Here is a 25,795-nt window from a genome sequence, read left to right on the forward strand (position 1 = left end):
TTCAGCGAGCGGCCTCGCCGTACCGGCGGGCCAGGAGCGCGAAGGCGTCCTTCAGCTCCTCCGGCCCCACGACCTCGATGTCGGCGTCGAACCGCCCGATCGTCGCCGCCAGCCCGGTCCACGACCACGCCCCGAGCACCAGCCGGCAGCGGTCCGGGCCGAGTTCCTCCACCACCCCGTCCCTGGCGTATTCGGACACCACGTGCGCCGGCCGGCCGAGGATCACCTCGCCCCGGCACGGCCAGTCCCCGGAGAGGTCGCGGCCCGAGAACCGGCTCGCGACGAAGGCGGCCACGTCGCCGCCGGGCAGCTCGCGCGGGGCGAAGCGCGGCCCGGCCGGGATCCGGGGCGTGATCCGGTCGACGCGGAAGGTGCGCCAGTCGCCGCGGTCGAGGTCCCACGCGACGAGGTACCAGCGCCCGCCCCAGGTCACCAGGTGGTGCGGCTCCGCCCGGCGCGGCGGACCGGCCGAGGACGCGTGGTCGAACCGCAGCACCTCGCGGGCCTGCACAGCCGCGCTCAGGGTGGCGAGCACGGCCGGATCGACCGGAGGCACCGCCGGGGAAACGGCGGTGACGTGCAGCGCGTCGACGCGGTGGCGCAGCCGGGCCGGCATGACCTGCCGGACGGTGGTCAGCGCCCGGGCCGCGGCTTCCCCGAGCCCGCCGCCGGCCGCGGTGCGCAGCGCGACGGCGAGGGCCACGGCCTGGTCGTCGTCGAACAGCAGCGGCGGCAGTTCCGAGCCGGCGCCGAGCCGGTAGCCGCCGTCGGGGCCCTTGGTGGTGGTGATCGGGTAACCGAGCTCCCGCAGGCGGTCGACGTCGCGGCGCACGGTGCGCTCGCTGACCTCCAGGCGCCCGGCCAGGAGCGGGCCCGGCCAGTCCCGGCGGGTCTGGAGGAGCGAGAGCAGGGCGAGCAGCCGCGCGGAGGTTTTCGGCACGGCTGTCATCTTGCCCGCAGTAGCGGACACACCCTGTCCGCTACCCCTGACACGGTGGTCCTCGTGCAGAACGAAACCGAACGCCACGACCTGATCGCCGAACTGGCGGCCGCCCGCGCCGCCCTGATCGCCACCACCCACGGGCTCACCGACGAGCAGGCCGGCGCCCGCCCGACCGTCAGCGAGCTGTGCCTGGGCGGGCTCGTCAAACACGTCGCCGCCATCGAAGAAGGTTGGCTGCGCTTTGTCGTCGACGGCCCCTCGGCGCTGCGCTACGACCTCCCCGAGGGCGTGACCTGGGCGGACATGGCCGCCGGAACCGCCCGCGAATTCCCGCAGTGGGCGATCGACCACCAGAACGCCTTCCGGATGCTGCCCGGCGAGACGCTGGCCGAGGTCCTCGCGCGCTACGAGGACGTCGCCAAGCGCAGCGAGGAAATCGTCATGACCGTCCCCGACCTGTCCACGACGCACCCGCTGCCGGAAGCGCCGTGGAACGCACCGGGCGCGGTGCAGAGCGTGCGGCGGGTGCTGATGCACGTCATCGCGGAGACCGCCCAGCACGCCGGCCACGCGGACATCCTGCGCGAGACGCTCGACGGCCGGAAGTCGACGTGACCGTCCTGGACACGCGGGCGCTCAACCGCGCGACGCTGGCCCGGCAGCTGCTGCTCGACCGCACCGGCCTGCCCGTGCTCGACGCCGTCGCGCACCTCGGCGGGCTGCAGGCGCAGGAGCCGCAGGAGCCGTTCACCGGGCTGTGGTCGCGGCTGCGCGCGTTCGACCCGGCGGCGCTGGACACGCTGCTGACCGGGCGGCACGTGGTGCGGACGCACCTGATGCGCCGGACCGTCCACCTGCTCACCGCCGGTGACGTGCTGGCGTGGCGGAGCCGGTTCGACACGATGTTGTGCCGGCGTGTCCTCGGCACCTACCGCCGCGAGCTCGAGGGAGTGGATCTCGCCGAGCTCGCGGCGGCGGGCCGGGCGGTGCTGGCCGACGGCGAGCCCCGCTCGATGGGTGAGCTCGCGCGGGCGGTCGCCGGCCGGTGGCCCGCCCCGGGCCCGCGGGCGCTCGGCGAACTGCTGGTCGCCGGGCTGATCCCGTCGGTGCAGCTGCCGCCGCGCGGGCTGTGGCGCACCAAGGCGGGTGTGCGGAACCTTCCGCTGGCCGCGTGGCTCGGCCGCGACGCCGACCCGCTCGACCCGGCGGACGGCGCCGGACGGGCGCTGGTGCGGCGCTACCTGGCGGCGTTCGGCCCGGCCGCCACGGCGGACCTGCGCGCGTGGTGCGGCCTGACCGGGTTGCCGCCGGCGGTGAAGGCGCTGCGCGAGGAGCTGGTGGTCTTCCGCGACGAGCGGGGACGCGAGCTGCTCGACCTGCCCGGAGCCCCGCGCCCCGACCCGGACACGCCCGCCCCGGTGCGGTTCCTGCCGGCGTTCGACAACTCGATCCTCGGCTACGACGACCGCTCCCGCATCATCGACGACGCCCACCGCGGGCTGTCGGTCGCGGGCGAGCGGGTGGTGCTGGTGGACGGCCGCGTCTCGGCGACGTGGACGCTGGCAGCCGACGCGGTGGTGGTGCGCCCGCTGCGGCCGCTGACGAAGGCCGAACGCGAGGAGGTCACCGCCGAAGGCAGCGACCTGGCCGCCTTCTTGACCGACCGCGAGAGCGACCGCGTACGGGTGGAACCCGGCTGAGCCGTGGCCGCCCTCCCGCGACCTGGGCCGGGTCACCCCACCGCCCGCGCGAACCGCTCCGCCACCTCCCGCAACCGCTCGACCAGCCCCGGCGGCGCCTCCTCGACGACGAAGTCGTAACCCCACTGGGCCAGGTGGTACGGCACGGTGTCCAGGGTGTTCGCCCCGGTCCGGACCCGGCAGCTGTGCTCGTCGATCCCCTCGACCACCCCGGCGGTCGGCGGGATCCGGCGCGCCAGCACCGCGGCCGGGGCGGCGACCCGCAGCACCAGCTGGTGCGGGTAGGGCGCCGTGGAAATCTGCCGGGAGACGTACGCCGCGAGGTCTTCGGCCGGGGGTTCGCGCGGGGTGAACCGGAAACCCGCGGCCGGCGCCCCGGCGATCCGGTCGACCCGGAACGTGCGCCAGTCCGCGCGATCGAGGTCGAAGGCGACCAGGTACCAGCGCCGCCCCGTGTGGACGAGGCGCAGCGGCTCCACCGCCCGCTCCGTCGAGGCGCCGGACCGGTCTCCGTAGCCGAAGCGCAGCCGCTCGTGGTCGCGGCAGGCCGCGGCGATCGTGGTCAGCACCGACGCGTCCACCGTCGGGCCGGCCCCGGGCAGCGACACCGTCGCCGCGTGCAGCGCACCGACCCGCGGCCGCAGCCGCGCCGGCAGCACCTGCTCCAGCTTCGCCAGCGCGCGCACCGACGTCTCCTCGATGCCGCTGACCGTCCCGCTCGCCGCCGTGCGCAGGCCCACCGCGACCGCGACGGCTTCGTCGTCGTCCAGCAGCAGCGGCGGCAACGCGGCACCCGCGCCGAGCCGGTAGCCGCCCGCCACCCCCGGCGTCGCGTGCACGGGGTACCCCAGGGAACGCAGCCGCTCGACGTCCCGGCGGATCGTGCGGACGTCGACCTCGAGCCGGGTCGCGAGGTCCGCGCCCGGCCAGTCCCGGCGAGCCTGCAGCAGGGAAAGCAGGCGGAGCAGGCGTTCCGAAGTGCCGTACATGGCACGCAGTGTGCCAGACATCGAGGACAGAACCGGTCCGCGATTCGCCGGAAGGTGCCGTCGGAGGGCCGAACACTTGCCAGGCACCGCCCCGGGCGAAAGAGTGACGCATGCCGATCGACCCGCACACCCTGCTCGCCGTCGCCCGCGAAGAAGCCGAACTGGGCCGGGCCGAAGGGGGCGTGCCGATCGGGGCCGCGCTGTTCGACACCGCCGGCACGCTGCTGGGCCGCGGGCACAACCGGCGCGTGCAGGACGGCGACCCGTCGATGCACGCCGAGACCGCGGCGTTCCGCAACGCCGGCCGCCGCCCGCACTACCGCGACACGATCATGGTCACGACGCTCTCGCCGTGCTGGTACTGCTCCGGGCTCGTCCGTCAGTTCGGTATCGGGCGCGTCGTCATCGGTGAGGCCGAAACGTTCCACGGCGGTCACGACTGGCTCGCCGGGCTCGGGGTGGAGATCACCCTGCTCGACGATCCCGGCTGCACCGCGCTGATGACGGAGTTCATCGCCGCGCGCCCGGACCTCTGGTTCGAGGACATCGGGGTCGAAAAGTCCGAATAGGACAGTGTTGACCAACGGCAGTGTTGAACAACAGCAGTGGGACAACAGCAGTGCCTGACAGGAGCCGGTATGCCGTCATCCGTTCCGCTCGTGGACCTTTCGCCGTGGTTCGCGGGCACGTCCGAGGGCCGGGCCGAGGTGGCGGGGCGGATCGACACCGCGCTGCGCGAGTCCGGCTTCCTGCTGGTCACCGGGCACGGCGTGCCGGACGAGCTGCGCCACCGGACCCGGGAGCTGGCGCGGGAGTTCTTCGCGCTGCCCGAGGACGTCAAGCAGCGCTACGCCGTCACGGTCGGCGGCCGCGGCTGGCTGCCGCCGGGCGTCGAGGCCAACGGGTACGCCGAGGGCACCGAGACCCCGCCGGACCTCAAGGAGTCCTACTCGGCGGGCGCCGACACGCACACCGGCGTCGCCGAGATCGACGGGTTCTGGTTCCAGTCCAACGTCTGGCCGCACGAGGTGCCGGGCCTGGGCGAGGCGGCCACGGAGTACATGCGCCGGATGCGGGCGCTGTCGGACCACCTGCTGGAGATCTTCGCCGCGGCGCTCGGCCTCGCCCAGAGCCACTTCACCCGGCACACCGGGCACCCGACGTACACGTTCAACATCAACTGGTACCCGCCGATGACTCGCGTCGGCCCGCCCGCGCCGGACCAGTTCCGGATCGGCCCGCACACCGACTTCGGCACGGTCACCGTGCTCGACCGCCAGGCCGGGGTCGGCGGGCTGCAGGTCTGCACGGCCGACGGCGAGTGGGTGGACGCGCCCTTCCACCCGGACGCGTTCACGGTGAACATCGGCGACCTGATGGCCCGCTGGACCGGCGACCGCTGGCGCTCGACGCGCCACCGCGTCCTCCCGCCGGCGGCGATGGCACCGGACGAGGACCTGGTGTCCCTGATCTTCTTCTACGAAACCGACCACAACGCGCGGATCACGTCGCTCGCGCCGCCGCTCGGCACCCGGACCTACCCCGAAGTGATCGCGTCGGACTACCTGAAAGAGAAGCTCGACGCCATCACGATGAGCTGACGTCCGGTTCGGCGCAGACCGTCCGGTTGCGGCCACCCGCCTTCGCCCGCAGCAACGCCTGTTCCGCGGCCAGCAGCGCGTCCGCGAGCACGCCGCCGGCCGCACAGTCCGCCACGCCGATCGACACCGTCACGCCGACGAACTGCGGGCCGTCCCCCGAGTCCTTCAGCGCCACCAGCGTCGAAGCGATCCGCAGGCGGATCCGCTCGGCGATCGCCATCGCGTCGAAGCGGCCGGTGCCGGGCAGCAGCACCGCGAACTCCTCGCCGCCGGAGCGGCCCACGAGGTCGGCGGCCCGGACCTCGTCGCGCAGGGCGCCGGCGACCGCGCGCAGGACAGCGTCGCCGATGCGGACGCCGTAGCGGTCGTTGAGCAGGCGGAAGCGGTCGAGGTCGAGCAGCAGCACGGCCGGGCCGGGGCCGTGCCCGCCGAGCCGGTCCAGGCGGGCTTCGGCGGCGCCGCGCCACGACGAGGCGGTCAGCACGCCGGTGCCGGGATCGAGGGTGACGTGGTCGCGGCGGCCACCGCCCGGCCCGCCGCGGTGCAGCACGACGGTGGCGCCGGCCAGCAGCGGCACCAGCAGCGGCGCGGCTCCGGCGGCCCAGGCCAGCGGCAGGCCGAACGCCGTCATCGCGGCGTCGAAGGCGTGCCCCGGCGCGGCTTCGCGCGGACGGCGGGGCCCGTCGGCGCCGGTGACGAGCGCGGCGTTCACCGCGAGGAACACCAGCCCGGCGACGGTGAGCAGGAGGACGGTCCGGGTGTCGAGGGCCTCGCCCAGCGGCCGGATGCCGGTCGCGGTGAGGAAGGCGCCGGCGACAAGACCGGCCAGCGCCGTCGCCGCGGCGCCGAACACCTGCCGGTACACCGGTCTTCTGCGGACCCGGAACCACTGGTGCAGCGCGGAGAGCACGACCAGCGCGACGGCGAGACCGGGCCGGAGCACGAGCACCCCGGCGAAGATCCACGGCGTGTCGACGCCGGGCCCCAGCAGGGTGTCCTCGCGGTGCCGCTCGACCGGGCGCGCGAGCTCCGCCGACCCCAGCATCCCGGCCGCGAGCAGCGCGAACGGCACCAGCATCGACGCGAGCGGCGGGAACCGGACGGCGGCGAGCACAACGGCGGCGACGGCGAGCGTGTCGACCCCGACGAGGTAGCAGACCTGGCCGCGGCGCGGCAGCCGCCACAGCGCCCACCGCCGCAGGGCCCAGCGCCGCAGGACGAGGGCGGGCAGGAACCGGCCCGGGCGGCGTTCCCCGCCGGCGGCGACCGTGGAATCCCCCACCATTTCGGCAAAGTAGCCGGAATGCGGGCCCGTGTCGATCCGCCTTCAGGGGAATTTCACATCGCCGGCCTCGAAGATCCCGTGGGTCATTTTCCCACCGACGGAGGGTTGACACGCAACATTGGTCTAGTCCACTGTGTGGTGGCACACAGCACTCCTCCCGGGATGATCCCGCCGCCTCAAACCGGAGGTGCTCCACCCTGCGCGTTTGGAGGACCCCCATGAAATCGATGCGCCGTCTGGTCACCCTCGCGGTCGCGGCTTCGGCCGCGATGGCGACGGCAGTCGGTCTCGCCCCGCAGGCCATGGCCGCGGTGGACCCCGTGCTCGCCTCCCCGTACCTGTACCAGTGGGGCGGCCAGACCAGCCCGACCGCCGCGATGTCGGCGACCGGCGTGAAAGCGTTTACCCTCGCGTTCGTGCTGTCCGACGGCACCTGCATCCCGAAGTGGGACGGCAGCCGCTCGCTGACCGGCTCGGACAAGACGATGATCCAGAACATCCGCAACGCGGGCGGGGACGTGATCCCCTCCTTCGGCGGCTGGTCCGGCACCAAGCTGGGCTCGAAGTGCACGTCGGCCTCGGCGCTGGCCGGTGCCTACCAGAAGGTGATCGACGCCTACGCGCTCAAGGCGATCGACCTCGACATCGAAAACACCGACGAGTTCCAGAACGCGACGGTGCAGGACCGCATCCTCAACGCGGTGAAGCTGACCAAGCAGGCCAACCCGAACCTGAAGGTCGTCATCACCATCGGCACCACCACGACCGGCCCCGACACCTGGGGCAAGCGCCTGATCAACCAGGCCAAGGCGATCGGCGCGGGCGTCGACGTCTGGTCGGTCATGCCGTTCGACTTCTCCAGCGGCGGCGACATGGCCGCCCTGACCAAGTCCGCGGTCGACGGGCTGAAGAACCAGCTCAAGACCACGTTCGGCTGGAGCGACGACACCGCCTACCGGCACAGCGGCCTCTCCTCGATGAACGGCAAGACCGACAACGCGGGCGAGACCGTCACGGTGGCGAACTTCAACTCCATCCGCGGCTACGCGGCGAGCCACCACCTGGCCCGCCTCACGTTCTGGGCCACCAACCGCGACTGCAGCGGTGGCGGCGAGTGCAGCGGCATCACCCAGGACAAGTACGCATTCACCAAGATCGTCGCCGGCTACACCGGCTGACGCACCGGACCCGTAGTGGGGCTGTCGGGGGCCCTCTCACCGGCATCGGGGTCGGTGAGGGGGCCTTCGCGGGTCAGCGCCGCCAGCCACCGCAGTAGTACGGGTAGCACCCGTAGTGGCTCCACCGCGGGTCCCTTGTGGACGGCGGGGCGCTCGGCTTCGCCGTGGTGGCCGGGGGCGGCAGTTCGACCGTCACCGTCGGGGTGGGGGTCGGCGTCCGGCGCGCGTGCATCACCGCCGGCGACGGCGTGGTCGTCTCGGTCGGAACGGCCAGGGCGGTCGACGACGCCGGGGCCGCGGTGGCCGGCTGCAGCTGCGGGAACTGCGTGGAACCGGGCACCGGATCCGGCCGCGTCGCCAGCACGAGCACCAGCCCGCCCAGCACGACGATCACCGCCGAGGCCAGCGCCAGCCGCGCCGCCCCGCTCGGCCCGGGTTCGGGCGCACGGTCCCGGCGCGCCGCCAGCTCGGCCGCCCGCGAGCCGGGTTTGCGCGGCCGCGCCCCCGTCTGCTGCAGCAGTTCGTCGACCGTGACCCGGTCCCGCCGCCTGCGCGCACTGCGCGTCATGCACGACCTCCACCCGTACCCCCGCCGCCGCGCTCGCCCGCGGCCGCCTGATCCCGGTGGATAGTAGAAACCCGTGCAGCAAATGTAAACGCGCTGATCGCCGCGCTCCCGTTACCGTTTCGAGACAACCGGATCGGTTCGGTGGCCGTAGTCGTCAACGAGCCGCGAACCGCCGCCACAGCCCGGCCACCCGCCGGGTCACCGGCGCGAACTCCGGCAGCTTGAACAACGCCAGCAACCCGAACGGCACGGCCATCCCGAGCAGTCCCTGCACCGGCAGTTTCACCCACGCCGCGGGGATCGCCCCCAGCGACGCGGGCACGGCGTGCCCGGCGAGCACCGCCGCGACCACGCCGAGCCCGCTCACCGAGAGGGTGATCAGGCCGACCCGCAGCGACCGCTTGCTGCGCAGGTGCCCGAGCCGGACCCACAGCCAGACCTGGCCGAGGACGGCCCCGACCACGAACCCGGCGCCGTTGACGAGCATCACGCCGTAGACGACGTGCTCGCCGTCGAGCAGCCCGCGGCAGAGCAGCAGCAGCGGGATCTTCACCGCCGTCATCACGAGCATGATCAGCGTGGGCGTGCGGGCGTCCTTCATCGCGTAGAACACCCGCAGCTGCAACATGACCAGCGCGAAGGGCAGCAGCCCGACCGCGGAGACGGCCAGGGTCTGGCCGAGCCGCTCGGCGTCGTCGAGGGTGCCGCGGCCCCAGGTGAAGATCGCGATGCCGATCGGCGTGCCGACCACGGCCAGCACCGCCGAGATCGGCACGAAGAGCACCGTGGACATGCGGGAGGCGAGCGAGAGGTCCCCGACCAGCGACACCGTGTCGCCGTCGGCGGCGGCGCGGCTCATCCGCGGCATCAGCGCGGTCAGCAGCGAAACGCCGAGAATGCCGTAGGGCAGCTGGAAGAGCAGGGACGCGTAGCTGTAGGCCGTGACGCCGCCGCTGTTGCCGCCGGTCAGCACGCGGGTGGTGACGACGAACCCGACGTGGCTGACCACGACGTAGCCGAGGATCCACGCGGCCAGGCCGCCGAACTCCTTGATCCGCGGGTCGAAGCCCCAGCGCCAGCGGAACCGGAACCCGGTGCGCAGCAACGCCGGAACGAGCACGAACGCCTGCGCGACGATGCCGAGCGTGGTGCCGAGGCCGAGCACGAGCAGCTTCGGGTCGCCCATCCGGACCGGGTCGAGGGTCAGCTCCCCCGGCACGAGGGCGAACACGACGAGCGTGCCGGTGACGACGACGTTGTTCAGCACCGGCGCCCAGGCCGGCGGGCCGAAGACGTTCTGGGCGTTGAGGATCGCCGAAAGCAGCGCGAACAGGCCGTAGAACAGGATCTGCGGCAGCAGCAGGTACGCCAGCGCGGTGGTCAGCCCGGAGTTGGCGGTGGCGGACGATTTGTCGACGTAGAGCGCGGTGAACAGCGGCGCGATCGCCACCGCGACGGCCGTGCCGACGGTGAGCAGCACCAGCGCCATCGTGATCAGCCGCTGCGTGTAGGCGCGGCCGCCGTCCGGGTCGTCGTGGGAGCGCACCAGCAGCGGCACCACGACACTGGCCAGCACGCCGCCGAAGAGCAGCTCGAACACGATGTTGGGCAGGGTGTTCGCCACGGTGAAGGAGTCGTTGACGATCCCGGTCCCGACCACGGCGGCGAGCAGCAGCTTCGCGACGAACCCGGTGACCCGGCTGACGGCGGAGGCGACCGCCATCCGGCCGCTGGAGCGGGCCAGCGACGAGCCGGCACCCTCGCCGCGGCCGGCGCTGACGGGCGAGGCGGGCGGCCGCGCGACGATCTGGCCGGCGAACTCGTCGTAGGGCCGCCGCGAGACGTCGGGGTCACGGGTCGGCCAGTGCGGGCCCCGCAGGTCGCTCGGGAGGAAGACCGTCGCCTCGTCGTCCACCGGTGGTGGGTGCTCCGCCATGGGGACAAGCCTGCCAGGTCGGCGACCCGCGATAAATCGAACGCACGAGCGAAATCACGACCGTGCGTAGTGCGTGACCACCCGATCAGGCGGCGACGGCCACCGCCAGCACGGCCCGCCCCGCCTCGGTCAGCTCGGCGGCCACCCGCCCCGTGGCGCCTTCGGGGGCGGGCCGGAGGTAACCGCCGTGCGCCAGCGCGTGGGCGGTCATTTGATCGCAACAGGCGAATCCATCGATGAAGAGGTCCGGCTCGCAGCTGCACGACATCTGCGCACGACCGGCGGCCACCGCCCTCAGCATGGCCATCGCGCGGTGGGTGAGCTCGACTCCTGAACCGGACACCGGACTGCCTTCCCCTCAGAATCACTACTAACTGTCATTCGCCCATTGGGCCGATTGTGTTACTTACGGCACTATGACGCGGGGGATGCGGCCGAGGTTCCGCTTCGAGCCTGGTCGGGCGACTGACCCGCGTACGCTGGGCTTTGCGGTCCACGGGGCGGGGGACAGCGGTATGGATGTTCGGTGCACGGTGACCCGGCGAGTGCTGGTCGTCGCCTACGACGACGCGCAGATCCTCGATGTCGCGTGCTCGAGCGCGACGTTCGAAATCGCGAACGAGTACGGGGCGAACCCGCCGTACGCGGTCGAACTCGGGTCGGTGACCGGGAGGGCGGTGCGCAGCTCGTCCGGGATCGGTCTGACCGGGGGCCGGAGGCTGGCGTCGGTGACCGGCCGGATCGACACGTTGCTGGTCGTCGGCGGCCACGGCACCGAGACGGCGATGACCGACGAAGGGCTGCTGACGCAGGTACGGCGGCTGGCTCCCCGGAGCCGGCGGATCGCCTCGGTGTGCACGGGCGCGTTCGTGCTGGCCGCGGCGGGGTTGCTCGACGGCCGCCGGGCCACCACCCACTGGGGCTACAGCGAGCTGATGGCCTCGGTGTTCCCCGCCGTCACCGTGGACCCCGCCCCCCTCTACGTGCGCGACGGCAACGTCTACACCTCCGCCGGTGTCACGAGTGCGCTGGACCTCGCGCTGGCGCTGGTCGAGGACGACCACGGTCCCACGCTGGCCCGGGAGGTCGCCCGGGAGATGGTCGCCTACCTGCACCGGCCCGCCGATCAAGCGCAGATCAGCACGTTCCTGGCCCCGCCGCCGGGCGACCGGGTCGTGCGCGACCTGACCGGCTACATCGCCACCCACCTCGCCGAAGACCTCAGCCCGCCCGCGCTGGCGGCCCGCGCCGGGATCAGCACCCGGCACCTCGCCCGGCTGTTCACGAGCCAATGGGGGGTCACGCCGGCGCGGGCGGTCCGGGTGGCGCGGACCGAAGCGGCCGCCCACCTGGTGCGCGGTAGCGAACTGTCGCTGGTCGCGATCGCCCGGCGCTGCGGGTTCCGGTCGGCGGAGACGTTGCGGCAGGCGTTCCTGAGCCACTACGGGATGACCGGAGACACGATTCGCAGGATGGTGGACATGCCGCCACCGCTGGGCAAGGAGGATCCGAAGACTCTCCGGCGTGAGGGGCGGACCCGCGAGCCGTAGGTCCTCGTCCGGGCTTTCGCGGGCCACGCCCACCGAACCGGAGAACGGAGACCACCATGCACCGCTTCTTCACCAAGGCTTCCCTCGCCGTGGCGGGTGCCGCAGCACTCGTCGCCGCGGCGGCGCCGGCCACGGCGAACGCCGCCACCGCACCGGTGCTGTACGTGGAGGCCGCGGGACTGGCCGACTGCCCCGCCGGCTCCGTGTGTCTGTGGCAGCACATCAACTACACCGGATTCATGGCCGGTTGGCGAGCCGGTACCTACACCCCCGACTTCCGGACCATCAAGTGTTCGGGGTGCAGCGGGGGCGACTTCAACGACGACGCCAGCTCCTGGGCCAACTTCACCGGCCAGAAGTACTGCGTCTCCGCGGGCATCAACGGCGGCGACCCGGACAACACCATGCCTGCCCCGAGCAACGGGCCCTTCACCCCCGACTGGAACGACCGGGCTTCGTCGATCGGCTTCATCGGTTGCCCGTAGTCCCGGGCGGCGCGAACAAGCCGGTCCTCGGCGGCAGCTCGTCGTCGGCGTGCTGGCCGCCCAGGTGATCGACGCGCGTCACCTGGGCGGCTCACCCGGCCAGCCGCAGCTCCAGCGTCCGGGCCCACTCCCGCACGATCTGGCGCCGCCGCCGGGTGTCGTCCGTCAGGAGGTTCGCCAGCCCGAGCCCGCGGGCCAGGTCCAACGTCGCCTGGACCAGTTCCCGCACCCCGGGCCGGGACTCGTCGACGCCGAGCAGCTCCACCGTCACCCGGTGCGCCTCGCGCCCGACCCGGGCCTCCAGCGGCACCAGCACGTCACGCAGGGCTTCGTCGGTCGCCGCGACCGACCACAGCTGCAACGCCGCGCGGAACAGCGGTCCCGTGTACAGGTTCAGCACCATCTCCACAACGCGCTCGATGCGCGACGCCCCGCTCGGCAGGCCGGCGGCCTGGGCCCGCAGCTCCTCGATCTGGGCCTCCCCGAGCAGGTCGACCGCCGCCACCACGAGGTCCTCGCGCGCCGGGAAGTGGTGCTGCGCCGCGCCGCGGGAGACGCCGGCGCGCTCGGCGATCCCGGCCACCGTCACGCCGTGCCAGCCGCGCTCGCCGAAGCTGTCGAGCGCGGCCTCGATCAGCCGCCGCCGCGTCGTGCGGCTGCGCTCCTGCTGGGGTTCGCGGACGCCGGTCAAGCCGGTTCCACCCAGAAGTCGAGCTGGAGATCTTCTTCCGCGGTGCCGCCGACGCGGTACTTCGAGAAATCCGTGACACCGGAAGCGCGCAGCACCTCGTCGTCGAGGAAGAAGTTCCCGGTTGCCTCGCCGCTCGGTTTGGTGAGGATCGCGTACGCCGCGTCGGCCATGATCTCCGGCGTCCGGCTGCGGTCGGCCAGCTCGGCGCCGACGACGTTGCGGATCGCCGCCGTGTTGATGGTCGTGCGCGGCCAGAGGGAGTTGACCGCGACGCCGTCGGCGCGCAGCTCCGCCGCGAGCCCCACCGTCACCAGGCTCATCGAGTACTTGGCGATGCTGTAGGCGAGGTGCCCGGCGGTGAACCACTTCTCGTCGAGGCTGATCGGCGGCGACAGCGTCAGGATGTGCGGGTTCGCCGCCCGGCGCAGGTGCGGAATGGCCAGTTTGGACAGCAGGAACGTGCCGCGCGCGTTGATGTCCTGCATCAGGTCGTACCGCTTCATGCTGACCTGCTCGGTCGGCGTCAGGTCGATCGCGCTGGCGTTGTTCACGACGATGTCGATGCCGCCGAACTGCTCGACGGTCTTCGCCACGGCCGCGGCCACACCGTCGTCGTCGCGGACGTCGCCGAGGATCGGCAGCGCGTGCCCGCCCGCCTCCTCGATGGCCTCCGCGGCGGTGTAGATGGTCCCGGGCAGCTTCGGGTGCGGCTCGGCCGTCTTCGCCAGCAGGGCGACGTTCGCGCCGTCCTTCGCCGCCCGGACCGCGATCGCCTCACCGATGCCGCGGCTGCCACCGGACATGATGATCGTCTTGCCACCGAGATCGGACATGCATCCCTCCGGCGAAAGCGGAGCTTTCACGTGAAAGCTACGCTTCCGGTTCTGTAGTCAGTAGGACTTGGGGAGGCCGAGGCTGTGCTGGCCGACGAAGTTGAGGACCATCTCGCGGCTGACCGGCGCGATCCGGCCCAGCCGGACGGCGGTGACCAGCGTGCCCAGGCCGTACTCGGTGGCCAGGCCGTTGCCGCCGTGGGTCTGCACGGCCTGGTCGGTCGCGCGGATGGCGACTTCGGCGGCGGCGTACTTGGCCATGTTGGCCGACTCGCCCGCGCTGAAGTCGTCACCCGAGTCGTAGAGCGAAGCCGCCTTCTGCGTCATCAGCTTGGCCAGCTCGAGCTCGATCTTGATCTCGGCGAGGGGGTGCGCGAGGCCCTGGTGGGTGCCGATCGGGGCGCCCCAGACCTGGCGCTGGTTGGCGTAGGAGACGGCTTTGGAGAGCGCGTACCGGGCGATGCCGAGGGAGAACGACGCGCCCATGATGCGTTCGGGGTTGAGCCCGGCGAACAGCTGCGCGATCGCCGCGTCCTCCTCGCCGACGAGCGCTTCGGCCGGAAGCTTGACGTCGTCGAGGAAGAGCGAGAACTGGTCCTCCGGCGCGACGATGTCCATCGGGATCTTCGTGTACTCGAAGCCCGGGGTGCCCGTCGGCAGGATGAACAGCGCGGGCTTGAGCTTGCCGGTCTTCGAGTCCTCCATGCGGCCGACGACGAGCACCGCGTCGGCCTCGTCGACGCCGGAGATGTAGACCTTGCGCCCGTTCAGGACCCAGCCGCCGGCGTCACGGCGCGCGGTGGTGGTGATCTTGTGCGAGTTCGACCCGGCGTCCGGCTCGGTGATCGCGAAGACCATCCGCTTGGTGCCGTCGGCGATGCCGGGCAGCCACTGCTTCTTCTGCTCTTCGGTGCCGAACCGGGAGATCACGGTGCCGCAGATGGCCGGCGAGACGACCATGAGCAGCAACGGCGAGCCCGCGGCGGCCAGTTCCTCCAGCACCGCGGCGAGGTCGGCGATGCCCGCGCCCCCGCCGCCGTACTCCTCGGGGATGTTGACACCGAGGTAGCCCAGCCGCCCGGCCTCGTCCCACAGCTCGTGGGTCTTCTCGTCCGCGCGGGCCTTGCGGGCGTAGTACTCGTGCCCGTACTTGGCGCCGAGCTCGGCGACGGCCTTCCGGAGCGCGATCCGCTCCTCCGGCTCGATGAAGTTCATGGCGTTCATGCTTCGTCTCCCACCACAGTGTCCGATTGCGCGTCTCCGACGACGGCGAGGATCGTGCCCACTTCGACCTGTTGGCCCACGGTCACCGGCAGCTCGGTCACCACGCCGTCGGCCGGGGCGGCGATCCGGTGTTCCATCTTCATCGCCTCGAGCCACAGCAACGGGTCGCCGGCCTTGACCGGATCCCCGGCCTGCACAGCGAGCCGGACGACGGTGCCCGGCATCGGCGCGACCAGTGACCCGGCCGCCAGGGCCGCGTCCGGGTCAGCGAAGCGCGGCGCCACCGTCAGCGCCACCGACCCCAGCGCCGAATCCACATAGGACACACCGTCGTGCCGGGCGACGTCGAAGGTGCGCCGCACCCCGCCGACGTCCAGGACGACCCGGCCCGGCTCGGCGGTGACCAGCTCGGCACCGAACCCTTCGGCGCGAAGGCCGTCACGGGTCAGCGAGTAGTCCACTGCGTACTCGCGATCCGCGACGGTGAAGACCTTGCGCTGCCCGGCCGAGCGGACGTTGCGCCAGCCACTGGGCAGCCGCCCCTGCGTGGTCGCCGACGCCCGGTTGCCCGACGCGTCCGCCAACGCCGCCGCGAGGGCCGAGAGCCGTTCGGTATCCACTGTGGCCAAGGGCGCGGCCAGGGTGTCGAGGCCATGGCGGTCGAAGAACGCCGTGTCCGTCTCCCCGGCCAGGAACGCCTCATGGCGCAGGATGTTCACCAGCAGGTCGCGGTTGGTGACGACACCGTGGATCTTCGCCACCGCCAGAGCCTTGGCGAGCCGCCGGGCGGCCTCCGCGCGGGTCGGCGCCCAGGTGATCACCTTGGCCAGCATCGGGTCGTAGTGGACGCCCACCACGGAACCACTCTCGAAGCCGGAGTCGAGCCGCAGGCCGGGCCCGTGCGTGAACGAACGGTCCACATCGGGCACTTCGAACGTGTGCAGCGTCCCGCTCTGCGGTTGCCAGCCGGCCGCCGGGTCTTCGGCGTAGAGCCGGACCTCGATGGCGTGCCCCACCGTCGGCGGCGGGTCGGCCGGGAGGCGCTCGCCCTCGGCGATCCGCAGCTGCAGCGCGACCAGGTCGAGGCCGGTGACGTTTTCGGTCACCGGGTGCTCGACCTGCAGCCGGGTGTTCATCTCGAGGAAGTAGAACCGCCCGTCGGGCCCGGCGAGGAATTCGACCGTGCCCGCGCCGACGTAGGCGATCGCCTTGGCGGCCTTGCGCGCGGCGTCGAACAGCTCCTCGCGCATCCCCGCGTCGACGAACGGCGACGGCGCCTCCTCGACGACCTTCTGGTGCCGGCGCTGGATCGAGCACTCCCGCTCCCCCACCGCCCACACCGTCCCGTGCCGGTCCGCCAGCACCTGGACCTCGATGTGCCGCCCGGTCTCCAGGTAGCGCTCGCAGAAGACGGTCGGGTCGCCGAAGGCGGATCCGGCCTCGGCACTGGCGCCCTCCACCGCTTCCGCCAGCTCGCCGAGTGAGCGGACCACGCGCATCCCGCGGCCGCCGCCACCGGCGGACGCCTTGACCAGCAGCGGGAGATCGGCGTCGGTCACCGACGCCGGGTCCAGTTCGGACAGCACGGGGACACCGGCGGCGGCCATCAGCCGTTTGGACTCCACTTTGGAGCCCATGGTCTCGATCGCCTCGGGCGGCGGCCCCACCCAGGTGAGCCCGGCATCGAGCACGGCTCGTGCGAACGCCGCGTTCTCGGACAGGAAGCCGTAACCGGGGTGCACGGCGTCGGCGCCGGTGTCGGCGGCGGCCTTCACCAGCAGCTCGGCCCGCAGGTACGTCTCCGACGGTGCGTTGCCGGGCAAGCGGACGGCTGCGTCGGCTTCGAGGGCGTGCGGGGCGGCGGCATCGGCGTCGGAGAACACCGCCACCGTGCCGATCCCGGCGTCACGGCAGGTGCGGAAGACGCGGCGGGCGATCTCACCGCGGTTGGCGACCAGCAGGTTCTGGATCATCGCTCGCTCACATCCGGAAGACGCCGAAGCCCTCGGCGCCCTTCACTGGTCCATTGTGGATCGCGGACAGGCTCAGGCCGAGCACGGTGCGGGTGTCGCGCGGGTCGATGATGCCGTCGTCGTAGAGCATGCCGGAGAGGAACATCGGCATCGACTCGGCTTCGATCTGGCCCTCCACCATGGCGCGCATGGCCTTGTCGTGCTCTTCGTTGTACTCCTGGCCGCGGCTTTCGGCCGCCGCGCGGGCCACGATGGACAGCACGCCGGCCAGCTGCGCCGGGCCCATCACCGCGGACTTCGCGCTCGGCCACGCGAACAGGAACCGGGGATCGTAGGCGCGGCCGCACATCCCGTAGTGGCCGGCCCCGTAGGACGCTCCCATGAGGACGGACAGGTGCGGCACCTTCGAGTTCGACACGGCGTTGATCATCATCGCGCCGTGCTTGATGATGCCGCTCTGCTCGTACTCCTTGCCGACCATGTAGCCGGTCGTGTTGTGCAGGAACACCAGCGGTGTGTGGATCTGGTTGGCCAGCTGGATGAACTGCGCGGCCTTCTGCGACTCCTCGCCGAACAGCACGCCCCGGGCGTTGGCCAGCACGCCGACCGGGTAGCCGTGGATGCTCGCCCAGCCCGTCACCAGCGACGATCCGTAGAGCGGCTTGAACTCGTCGAAGTCGGAACCGTCGACGACGCGGGCGATGACCTCGCGGGGGTCGAACGGCACCTTGAGGTCGGTCGGCACGATGCCGAGCAGGTCCTCGGCGTCGTACAGCGGCTCTTCGTAGTCCGGCTTGGGCGAAGGCCCCTGTTTTGTCCAGTTGAGCCGCTTGACGATGTTCCGGCCCAGGCGGATGGCGTCCTGCTCGTCGACGGCCAGGTAGTCGGCCAGGCCCGAGGTCCGCGCGTGCATCTCGGCGCCGCCGAGCGACTCGTCGTCGGACTCCTCGCCGGTGGCCATCTTGACCAGCGGCGGCCCGCCGAGGAACACCTTGGCGCGTTCCTTCACCATCACGACGTAGTCGGACATGCCCGGCAGGTACGCCCCGCCCGCCGTGGAGTTGCCGAAGACCAGCGCGATCGTCGGGCAGCCGGCGGCCGAGGCCCGGGTGATGTCCCGGAAGATCCGGCCGCCGGGGATGAAGATCTCCTTCTGCGTCGGCAGGTCCGCGCCGCCGGATTCGACGAGGTTGATCGACGGCAGCCGGTTCTGCGCGGCGATGTCCGCCGCCCGGAAGCTCTTCTTGGTCGTCCAGGGGTTGCTCGCGCCACCCTTGACCGTCGGGTCGCTGGCCGAGACCAGGCACTCGACCCCTTCGACGACGCCGATCCCGGTCACCAGGCTCGCGCCGACGCGGTAGTCGGTGCCCCAGGCCGCCAGCGGCGACAGCTCCAGGAACGGCGAGTCGGGGTCGAGCAGCAGCTCGATCCGTTCCCGGGCCAGGAGCTTGCCGCGCTTGCGGTGCCGCTCGACGTACTTCTCGCCGCCGCCGGCGACGGCCTTGGCCTGCTCGGCGTCGATCTCGGCGAGCTTTTCCAGCATCGCCTCGCGGTTCGCGCCGAACTCGGCGGCCCGCGTGTCCACTGTGGACCTCAGAGTTGTCACGAGGTGTATCCCAATCGCTTCGCGGCCAGGCCGGTGAGGATCTCGGTGGTGCCGCCGCCGATGCCGAGGATCCGGACGTCGCGGTAGTGGCGTTCCACTTCGGACTCGCGCATGTAGCCGAGCCCGCCGTGCAGCTGGACGGCCTCGTTGACCACCCACTCGGCGGCTTCGACGGCGGTGTTCTTGGCGAAACAGGCTTCGGCGATGACCTCCTCGCCCGAGACGTGCCGGATCGCGGCCTGCCGGGTGTAGGTCCGGGCCACGTCCACCCGCCGGGCCATTTCGGTGAGCTTGTGCTGCACGACCTGCCGGGAGATGAGCGGACGGCCGAACGTCTCGCGCAGCCGGCACCAGTCCAGCGTCAGGTCGAGGGCCCGTTGCGCGTGCGCGTACGCCTGCACGGCCAGCGACAGCCGTTCGGTGACGAACTGGGTGGCGACCTGCGCGAACCCGCTGTTCTCGGTGCCCACCAGGTTCTCCACCGGCACCCGGACGTCCACGTAGGACAGCTCGGCGGTGTCGGAGCAGAGCCAGCCCATCTTTTCGAGCTTGCGCGACACGGTGAACCCGGGTGTCCCGCGCTCGACGACGATCAGCGAGAGCCCGTGCGCGCCGTCGCCGCCGGTGCGCACGACCGTCGTCACAAAATCCGCTCGGCAGCCGGAGGTGATGTAGGTCTTCGCCCCGTTGATGACGTACTCGTCACCTTGGCGGACGGCGGTGGTCCGGATGCCGGCGACGTCCGAGCCGCCGTCGGGCTCGGTGACGGCCAGGGAGCCGATCTTGTCCCCGGCCAGTGCCGGGCGCACCCAGCGTTCGACCTGGACCGGATCGCCCGCCTCGGCGATGTGCGGAACGGCGATGCCGCAGGTGAACAGCGACGCGAACAGCCCGCCGGAACCGCCCGCGTAGTGCATCTCCTCGGCGACGACCAGCGCGTCGAGGTAGTTGCCGTCCCCGCCGCCGATCTCCTCCGGGAAGGCGACGCCCAGCAGGCCGAGGTCACCGGCCTTGCGGTGCAGTTCGCGGGGCAGTTCGCCGGCGCGTTCCCAGCCGTCGAGGTGCGGCAGGACCTCCTGCTCGACGAACTTCCGCACGGTCGTGCGCAGTTCGGCCCGTTCGGGGGTCCGGAAGGGGTCGGTCACAGCAGCGCCTCCGGGATGTCGATCTCCCGCGACCGCAGCCACTCGCCCAGGGCCTTGGCCTGCGGGTCGAACCGCGCCTGCGACGCGACGCCCTCGCCGAGGATGCCTTCGACGACGAAGTTCACCGCCCGCAGGTTGGGCAGCAGGTACCGCGTCACCGGCAGGGCCGCGGTCTCGGGCAGCAGCCGCTGGAACTCGGCGACGGTCAGCCGGTGCACCAGCCACCGCCAGGCCTCGTCCGACCGCACCCAGACGCCGAGGTTGGCGTTGCCGCCCTTGTCGCCGCTGCGGGCGCCGGCGATCGTGCCCAGCGGCACCCGCCGCACCGGCCCGTGGCCGAGGGGTTCGGGCAGGGCGGGCTCGTCCACTTCGGACAGCTCGCGCGTGTACGCCGAAGGCGGTATGTCGACCCGCATGCCGTCAGGCAGCACGGCGACGTGCGGGACTTCGCCGGCGTCCACGTAGGCCGCGGTGTAGACGCCGTACGGCGAGGCGTCCGACGGCGGCGCGGTGACGTGGAAGCCGGGGTAGCTGGCCAGCGCGAGTTCGACGGCGGCGCCGGTGAACGCGCGGCCGGCCACCTTCGGGTCGGCGTCCTTGACGGCGACGTGCAGCAGTGCGCTCGCGGTCTGCTCGGTACCGGCATCGGCGTGGTCGGTGCGGGCGAGGGTCCACCGCACGTCGGCGGGCGGCCGGTCCTTCATGGACGCTTCGAGCTGTTCCCGCACCAGCGCGGCTTTCGCCTCGATGTCCAGTCCGGTGAGGACGAACGTCGTCTCGTTGCGGAAGCCGCCGAGGGTGTTCAGCGCCACCTTCAGGGTCGGTGGCGGCGCTTCCCCGCGGACGCCGGAGATGCGGACGCGATCGGGGCCGTCTTCGGTGAGCGACAGCGTGTCGAACCGGGTCGTGACGTCCGGCCCGGCGTAGCGCGCGCCGGTGATCTCGTACAGCAGCTGCGCGGTGACCGTGCCGGCGTTCACCACGCCCCCGGTGCCCGGGTGCTTGGTGATGACGCTGGAGCCGTCGGCCTCGATCTCGGCGATCGGGAACCCCGGGACGCCCAGGGCGTGTTCGGTGAAGAAGGCGTAGTTGCCGCCGGTGGCCTGCGCACCGCACTCGATGACGTGCCCGGCGGCGACCGCGCCGGCGAGGGCGTCGTAGTCGTCGCGGGCCCAGCCGTAGTGCGCGGCGGCCGGGCCGACGATCACCGAAGCGTCGGTGACCCGCCCGGTGACGACGACGTCCGCGCCCGCGTTCAGGCATTCGGCGATGCCCCAGGCGCCGAGGTAGGCGTTGGCGGTCAACGGTTTCCCGAGGCCCAGTTCTTCGGCGCGGCCCACGAGGTCGTCGCCTTCGACGTGCGCGATCTTGACGTCGAGGCCCAGCCGGCCGGCCAGCTCGCGGAGCGCGCCGGCGAGCCCGGCGGGGTTGAGCCCGCCCGCGTTGGTGACGATCTTGACGCCCTTTTCCTGCGCCAGGCCGAGGTTTTCCTCCATCTGGCGCAGGAACGTCTTGGCGTAGCCGCGGGTCGCGTCCTTCATCCGGTCGCGGCCGAGGATGAGCATGGTCAGCTCGGCCAGGTAGTCCCCGGTGAGGACGTCGAGCGGCCCGCCGGTGAGCATCTCGCGGACGGCGGAGAACCGGTCGCCGTAGAACCCGGACGCGTTGCCGATGCGGTACGGCTGTGTCACTGCCGCCTCCGCGGAGGAGAGTCCGTCGGCGGTGCGAACTGTCCCGGCTTCCGGCCGCTGCCGGGCGGGCCGGCGAAGGCCTGCGCGATGCCGAGCCACTCTTCGACGTCGGCGCCGTGGGCGGCCAGATCGGTGTCGGCCGGGTGCCGCCGCTGGGTGACGACGAGACAGAAGTCCAGCGCGCTGCCGGTGAGCTTCTGTTCGGCGTCCTCGGGGCCGAACGCCCAGGTGGAGCCGTCGGGCGCGGTCAGTTCGACGCGGAACTCCTTCGCCGGCGGAGCGAGCGAGTGGGTCAGGTAGGCGAAGTCGCGGGTGCGGGTGCCGAAGCGGGCAATGTGCCACAGCCGCGCGGTCGGCTCCCGGGTCCGGCCGAGGGCGTCGAAGACGTCCTGGCCGTGGGCCCAGGTCTCCATCATCCGCGCGGTCGCCATCGAGGCGGCGCTCATCGGCGGGCCGTACCAGGGCAGTTTCTGCCCGCCGGGCACCGCGGCGAGGGCTTCGGCGAGCTGTTCCCGGCCCGCCCGCCAGTCTTCGAGGATTTCCCCCGGCGGTCGCTGCGCCCCGGCGGCGGCCCCGTCGTCGACGTAGGTCTCCCCGGCTTTGAGGAGTTCTTCGACTTCGGCTTGCCAGTGCTCCGGGTGCGCGGCCGCGATCAGGGCCTTGCGATCGGTCCAGGCCAGGTGCGCGATCTGGTGCGCGATCGTCCACCCTTCGGCCGGTGTCGCACGCGCCCACTCCGCCGCGGGCAGCTCCGCCACCACATCGTCGATCGTCCGTGTCTCCGCGTCGAGATCCCCGAGGATCACGCCGAGATCCGCCATCGCCCGCCTCCTTGCGTCCTGCGGCCAGCGTCGCACCGGGGGGCGGAAAAATCAAGCACGCCTGATTGTTTCGCTGCGACACCAGACGGCCGCGCAGCCAGAACCTCCATCAGCCCGGACCGGACTAGCGCCGCTCCAGGGAGAACCGGCGGAGAACCTCGAACGCCCGGCCGCGATCGGCTCTCGGTACTCTCCGGTCGCGGCTCAGGTCGTCGATCAGATCGATGATCATGACCCGGTCCAGGTCGACGTTGCCGACGGGGTCCACCCGGAAGTCTTCCGAGAGGTGTGTCCGGACATCCACCGCGTCCGGCAGCCGAGCGTGCTCGCCGAGCAGGAAATGGGCGAGCAACTCGGCCGCGTCGACCCTTGCCACCCCCGCCACCCTGCGGTCACCGATGAAGTCGATGAGGGTGCGAACCGCGGCCGGCCGGTCCACGGAACCTTGGAGGCCCGCGACGAAGACGCGGGCGCGGTCGCCGAGAGAACGGTCGCCGACCAGCGAATCCACCGCGTCGGCTCCGCGACGGCCACCGGTTTCGAGCATGATCTCGAGGATCCGGAGCCGTCCGTCGTCGTCGAGCGTCGTGTCCCGGACCAGCGACTCGAGCAGCTCCATCGAGTGGTACTCCCCCATGGCGGCCAGCATTTCGACCGCGCCGATCCGCACGTTGTGGTCACTCAGGTGCTGCGTCGCGATGCGTTCGAGCTCCTTCAGCGCTTCCTTGTCCCCGTGTTCGGCCAACGCACCGGCAGCACGGATCCCGACGTGCGGATCGATCGAAAGGTCCGAAGCCAGCTTCGACAACGCGTTCTCCGCCTTGGAACCGCCGTGCTTGACCAGCGCACGGACCGCCTCCTCGCGCACGTAGACCGGAAGGTCCGCGGCCCGGGCCAGTCCGTCGAGCAATTCGATCCCGCGCACGTCCCCCGCACCGGCCAGGACGCCGGCGGACCGGATCCGCGAGTACCCGCTCATCCTGGTGTCCAGGGCGAGTTCGGCGAACAGATCCGACGCCAGTGCGGCTTCGTGGCCGCGCAGGGTCATGACCGACGCGACCCGTTCCCGCCCGGCCAGCGTGGCGTCCCGAGCGAGATCGACGAGCAGGCGGGACACGTAGTCCGGATCCAGCGACTCGACCCGCGCCGCCAGGGTGGCTCGCATCCGCGAGCCGATCGATTCGTTCCTCGCCAGCTCATCCAGAAGCCCGACCGCGGCGGTGACATCGACGTCGAGGTCGACGACCGCCTCGGCCGCCCTGGCACGGACGGCGGGGTGGAGGTCGGCGTCGCGGGCGATCGAGCGCAGCCGATCGAGCGCGTCCTCCGCACCGATGGAGGCCAGCAGGCGCAGGGCCAGGAAAGCGTTTTCGAACCGCTCCTGATCACTGCGCACCACACCTCGGGCGCGACGAGGAGGCGCGGGATTCGCGGTGTTGCCCAGGACCCAGACCAGGTCGACGAGCTTCCTCGCCATCGCCAGGACGACCCGTCTCGGAACATCGGTGCCGAGGCGGAGCAGCACGGCGATGAACCCGCACCCGGCCAAGCCGCCGCGGTCGACCAACCGGAGCAGGTGATCGGCGACCGCATCCTGGACTTCGCCGCACTGGTCGAGCACGAACCCCGTGAACGACGTGTCCACCTCCGGCGGCGGCGGGACACGCCGGCCGAGAACCCGTTCGAAGCAGGAGACGCGACGCCTCCCGAAGAGGGCGGCCAGCGACTCCAGGCAGGCGGGCGCCGATCGCGTCGCGTGGGCCGCGGCCAGGAACTCCTCGACCGTCTGGTGGAAGAACGACAGTTCCCCGCCACGCAGGACCAGCAGGCCGCTGCGCAGCAACAGGCTTTGCAGGTACTCGCGCCAAACGGTGGCCGGTACCCGTTGAGGACACGCGGCGCCGGGCAGTCCCGAGAAGATGTCCAGGATCGGCGCCGGGCAGCCACCGCGCAACTCTGCCGCCGACTGGGAGATCAGTTCCGGCAGGCGCTCGAGTGTCCGCCAGCCCTCCCCCAGTGCCTCGTCCCCGTAGCGGGCCAAGCCGGCCCGCACCTGAGCCTGGATACCCGACAGATCTGCGCTCTGCATGCGCCGGGTCAGCTGCTCCACGTACTTGCGGTAGATCTCGCCGCGGCTGGCCGGCAACGGAGCGTCCGGGTTCGCACCGTGCAGCTGACAGAGCAGCGCCGCCATCAGCGGCGTCCGGGCCAGCCCGAAGACTCTGGTCCGCCGCACCGTGCTCGCGAACCGCTCGGCCACCCGGTCGGGATTCTCGAGTCCGAGGACCCGGAACCAGTCGGTGGAAACGCGGTTCAGGTCCGACCAGGTGAACGGTTCCAGCTCGTACACCGGAGCCTGCGCTCCGAGGACGCCGAGCTCCCATTCGGGCAGGGGACGGGTGGCGATGACGAACCGGTACTGACGCCCGCGGCTGCCGTCGGAGATCTGCTCCAGCGCGGCCAACAGGTTCCGGCGGGCGGCGGTATCGGTGATTTCGTCGAGTCCGTCGACCATGACCAGCCACGGCACGTCCTCGTACGGGCACTCCTTGAACAGGGCGTCCGGCAGCTTCTCGAGCAGGCCGAAACTGCTCAGTTCGGCGGTCGCCGCCTCCGCGAGCGCCGCCGCCAGCGGTTTGCCCGACAAGGCGGCCGCGGGCACCAGGATCGGCAGCGAAGTTTCGAGCTCACCCGCCCTCCTCGCCTCCACCGCCCGGATCAGGTGGGTGCGGAAGAGGCTGGTCTTGCCCCCGCCCGGGGTGCCGACGACCACGCAGAGGCGATCCCTGTCCAGGATTTCTTCGGCGGACATCCGGCCCGAGACACGCCGGGGCGGCGGCACGGACGTCCACGGAGCCGCCTCGCCGGCCAAGGCGGAGACCGGGCGCGCGAATTTCCCGGGTACCGCCGATCGCGCGCGCGGGTCTCCCACCCGCACCCGCTGACGGACGTAGACCTCGGTCAGCGGAGGCGTGTTCCCCGGCAACACACCCGGGTACGGGTGTTCTCGAGCCGCGCGGACGGCCGCCGCGATGTAGTCGTCGATCAGGGAGTGGGCCGGATTGCCTGCCGGATCGGCCTCGGCCGCCGTCCGGCTCTTGGCGGATCGGCCGGGCTGGGCAGCCTCCAGCAGGTCGGCCCAGTACCGCTCGGCCGGAGCGGTGACACCGGCCAGTTCGCTCCAGACCCGTACCAGCGCGAAGACGGCGGCCAAACTGCCGACCGACGGCGTCTTGGTCTTCGAAAAATCTTCGGCCAGCCAGTCGCTGAGGCGCTGGCCCCGAAAATCGGCGACGAGATACGGCGATTTACGCAGGATCCGTTCGGTTTCGTCCTGAGACAACGGACGAAGTCCGGCTTTGCGGCGCGCAGCGTCGGCCCTCCCTCTGAGGGCGCGCAACTCGTCGTATAGACGACGCTCACTCCGCGTAGCGATAACTCCCTCCCCGCCGCCATTCATCCCCCGCAGCGGGTGAAATGTCCACCCGAAGCAGCATGCAGCGTAGCCCACAGCCTGCCCGCTTCACCCGTTCGATACCTCGACTCGCCGGAGCCGACGAAGGATCTCTCCCCACC

Annotated in this window: 22 protein-coding genes; 7 read left to right on the top strand and 15 right to left on the bottom strand. The window is 71.9% G+C overall.

The window, feature by feature from the left end:
- Position 1: 1 nt before the first annotated feature.
- The gene (locus tag Q5425_RS05245; protein WP_308670944.1) at positions 2 to 940 is read right to left on the bottom strand and encodes a YafY family protein; all 939 of its coding nucleotides are present in this window, start codon (positions 938 to 940) and stop codon (positions 2 to 4) included.
- Between the two features lie 63 nt (positions 941 to 1,003).
- Between Q5425_RS05245 and Q5425_RS05250 the strand changes: the two genes are divergently transcribed.
- Both Q5425_RS05250 and Q5425_RS05255 read left to right on the top strand, forming a co-directional pair.
- Positions 1,004 to 1,558: a DinB family protein gene (locus Q5425_RS05250; protein WP_308670945.1), complete on the top strand. Its 555-nt coding sequence runs from the start codon at positions 1,004 to 1,006 to the stop codon at positions 1,556 to 1,558.
- Positions 1,555 to 2,643, top strand: a complete 1,089-nt coding sequence (locus Q5425_RS05255) for a winged helix DNA-binding domain-containing protein (protein WP_308670946.1) — start codon at positions 1,555 to 1,557, stop codon at positions 2,641 to 2,643. The genes Q5425_RS05250 and Q5425_RS05255 overlap by 4 nt, the downstream gene beginning before the upstream one ends.
- A gap of 32 nt (positions 2,644 to 2,675) precedes the next feature.
- On the opposite strand, the gene Q5425_RS05260 is transcribed toward Q5425_RS05255, so the two are convergent.
- Positions 2,676 to 3,632, bottom strand: a complete 957-nt coding sequence (locus Q5425_RS05260) for a YafY family protein (RefSeq protein ID WP_308670947.1) — start codon at positions 3,630 to 3,632, stop codon at positions 2,676 to 2,678.
- A gap of 110 nt (positions 3,633 to 3,742) precedes the next feature.
- On the opposite strand from Q5425_RS05260, the gene Q5425_RS05265 reads away from it, so the two are divergent.
- A complete protein-coding gene (locus Q5425_RS05265) occupies positions 3,743 to 4,201 on the top strand; it encodes a nucleoside deaminase (protein ID WP_308670948.1) in 459 nt (152 codons plus the stop codon).
- 69 nt (positions 4,202 to 4,270) lie between these two features.
- The gene (locus Q5425_RS05270) at positions 4,271 to 5,233 is read left to right on the top strand and encodes a 2-oxoglutarate and iron-dependent oxygenase domain-containing protein (protein WP_308670949.1); all 963 of its coding nucleotides are present in this window, start codon (positions 4,271 to 4,273) and stop codon (positions 5,231 to 5,233) included.
- Here Q5425_RS05270 and Q5425_RS05275 read toward each other — a convergent pair.
- Positions 5,220 to 6,518 carry a diguanylate cyclase gene (locus tag Q5425_RS05275; RefSeq protein ID WP_308670950.1) on the bottom strand — a complete coding sequence of 433 codons (1,299 nt, stop codon included), beginning with the start codon at positions 6,516 to 6,518 and terminating at the stop codon, positions 5,220 to 5,222. The two genes, Q5425_RS05270 and Q5425_RS05275, sit on opposite strands and share 14 nt — an antisense overlap.
- A 218-nt stretch (positions 6,519 to 6,736) precedes the next feature.
- Here Q5425_RS05275 and Q5425_RS05280 point away from each other — a divergent pair, with 218 nt between their 5' ends.
- Positions 6,737 to 7,696, top strand: a complete 960-nt coding sequence (locus tag Q5425_RS05280; RefSeq protein WP_308670951.1) for a chitinase — start codon at positions 6,737 to 6,739, stop codon at positions 7,694 to 7,696.
- Positions 7,697 to 7,769: 73 nt separating this feature from the next.
- Here Q5425_RS05280 and Q5425_RS05285 read toward each other — a convergent pair whose 3' ends face one another.
- From Q5425_RS05285 to Q5425_RS05295, 3 genes are all read right to left on the bottom strand, one after another.
- The gene (locus Q5425_RS05285) at positions 7,770 to 8,264 is read right to left on the bottom strand and encodes a hypothetical protein (RefSeq protein ID WP_308670952.1); all 495 of its coding nucleotides are present in this window, start codon (positions 8,262 to 8,264) and stop codon (positions 7,770 to 7,772) included.
- Between the two features lie 154 nt (positions 8,265 to 8,418).
- Positions 8,419 to 10,200: a murein biosynthesis integral membrane protein MurJ gene (gene murJ / locus Q5425_RS05290; protein ID WP_308670953.1), complete on the bottom strand. Its 1,782-nt coding sequence runs from the start codon at positions 10,198 to 10,200 to the stop codon at positions 8,419 to 8,421.
- 85 nt (positions 10,201 to 10,285) lie between these two features.
- Entirely contained in the window at positions 10,286 to 10,543 is a 258-nt protein-coding gene (locus Q5425_RS05295) for a hypothetical protein (protein WP_308670954.1), read from the bottom strand.
- 172 nt (positions 10,544 to 10,715) lie between these two features.
- Here Q5425_RS05295 and Q5425_RS05300 point away from each other — a divergent pair, with 172 nt between their 5' ends.
- Together Q5425_RS05300 and Q5425_RS05305 are read left to right on the top strand one after the other, a co-directional pair.
- Positions 10,716 to 11,750: a DJ-1/PfpI family protein gene (locus Q5425_RS05300; protein ID WP_308670955.1), complete on the top strand. Its 1,035-nt coding sequence runs from the start codon at positions 10,716 to 10,718 to the stop codon at positions 11,748 to 11,750.
- A gap of 56 nt (positions 11,751 to 11,806) precedes the next feature.
- A complete protein-coding gene (locus tag Q5425_RS05305; protein WP_308670956.1) occupies positions 11,807 to 12,235 on the top strand; it encodes a peptidase inhibitor family I36 protein in 429 nt (142 codons plus the stop codon).
- Between the two features lie 91 nt (positions 12,236 to 12,326).
- Here the strand turns inward: Q5425_RS05305 and Q5425_RS05310 are convergent, their stop codons facing one another.
- The 9 genes from Q5425_RS05310 to Q5425_RS05350 form a co-directional block, all read right to left on the bottom strand.
- On the bottom strand, positions 12,327 to 12,926 hold the full coding sequence (locus Q5425_RS05310; protein ID WP_308670957.1) for a TetR family transcriptional regulator: 600 nt from the start codon (positions 12,924 to 12,926) through the stop codon (positions 12,327 to 12,329).
- Entirely contained in the window at positions 12,923 to 13,759 is an 837-nt protein-coding gene (locus Q5425_RS05315) for an NAD(P)-dependent oxidoreductase (RefSeq protein WP_308670958.1), read from the bottom strand. The genes Q5425_RS05310 and Q5425_RS05315 overlap by 4 nt, the downstream gene beginning before the upstream one ends.
- A gap of 57 nt (positions 13,760 to 13,816) precedes the next feature.
- Positions 13,817 to 14,983, bottom strand: coding sequence for an acyl-CoA dehydrogenase (locus tag Q5425_RS05320; RefSeq protein ID WP_308670959.1), 1,167 nt, complete (start codon positions 14,981 to 14,983; stop codon positions 13,817 to 13,819).
- Positions 14,980 to 16,956 (bottom strand): biotin carboxylase N-terminal domain-containing protein, encoded by a 1,977-nt coding sequence (locus Q5425_RS05325; protein WP_308670960.1) that lies wholly within the window; start codon positions 16,954 to 16,956, stop codon positions 14,980 to 14,982. The genes Q5425_RS05320 and Q5425_RS05325 overlap by 4 nt, the downstream gene beginning before the upstream one ends.
- Before the next feature lie 7 nt (positions 16,957 to 16,963).
- Positions 16,964 to 18,562 carry a carboxyl transferase domain-containing protein gene (locus tag Q5425_RS05330; protein WP_308670961.1) on the bottom strand — a complete coding sequence of 533 codons (1,599 nt, stop codon included), beginning with the start codon at positions 18,560 to 18,562 and terminating at the stop codon, positions 16,964 to 16,966.
- Positions 18,559 to 19,707 (bottom strand): acyl-CoA dehydrogenase family protein, encoded by a 1,149-nt coding sequence (locus Q5425_RS05335; RefSeq protein WP_308670962.1) that lies wholly within the window; start codon positions 19,705 to 19,707, stop codon positions 18,559 to 18,561. Before Q5425_RS05335 ends, Q5425_RS05330 begins: the two co-directional genes overlap by 4 nt.
- A complete protein-coding gene (locus Q5425_RS05340) occupies positions 19,704 to 21,398 on the bottom strand; it encodes an acyclic terpene utilization AtuA family protein (protein ID WP_308670963.1) in 1,695 nt (564 codons plus the stop codon). Before Q5425_RS05340 ends, Q5425_RS05335 begins: the two co-directional genes overlap by 4 nt.
- Positions 21,395 to 22,219, bottom strand: a complete 825-nt coding sequence (locus tag Q5425_RS05345) for a TIGR03084 family metal-binding protein (protein WP_308670964.1) — start codon at positions 22,217 to 22,219, stop codon at positions 21,395 to 21,397. The genes Q5425_RS05340 and Q5425_RS05345 overlap by 4 nt, the downstream gene beginning before the upstream one ends.
- 124 nt (positions 22,220 to 22,343) lie before the next feature.
- Positions 22,344 to 25,679 carry a HEAT repeat domain-containing protein gene (locus tag Q5425_RS05350; RefSeq protein ID WP_308670965.1) on the bottom strand — a complete coding sequence of 1,112 codons (3,336 nt, stop codon included), beginning with the start codon at positions 25,677 to 25,679 and terminating at the stop codon, positions 22,344 to 22,346.
- Positions 25,680 to 25,795 lie beyond the last annotated feature (116 nt).

It is taken from the genome of Amycolatopsis sp. A133 (genome assembly GCF_031082405.1).
Classification (GTDB): domain Bacteria; phylum Actinomycetota; class Actinomycetes; order Mycobacteriales; family Pseudonocardiaceae; genus Amycolatopsis.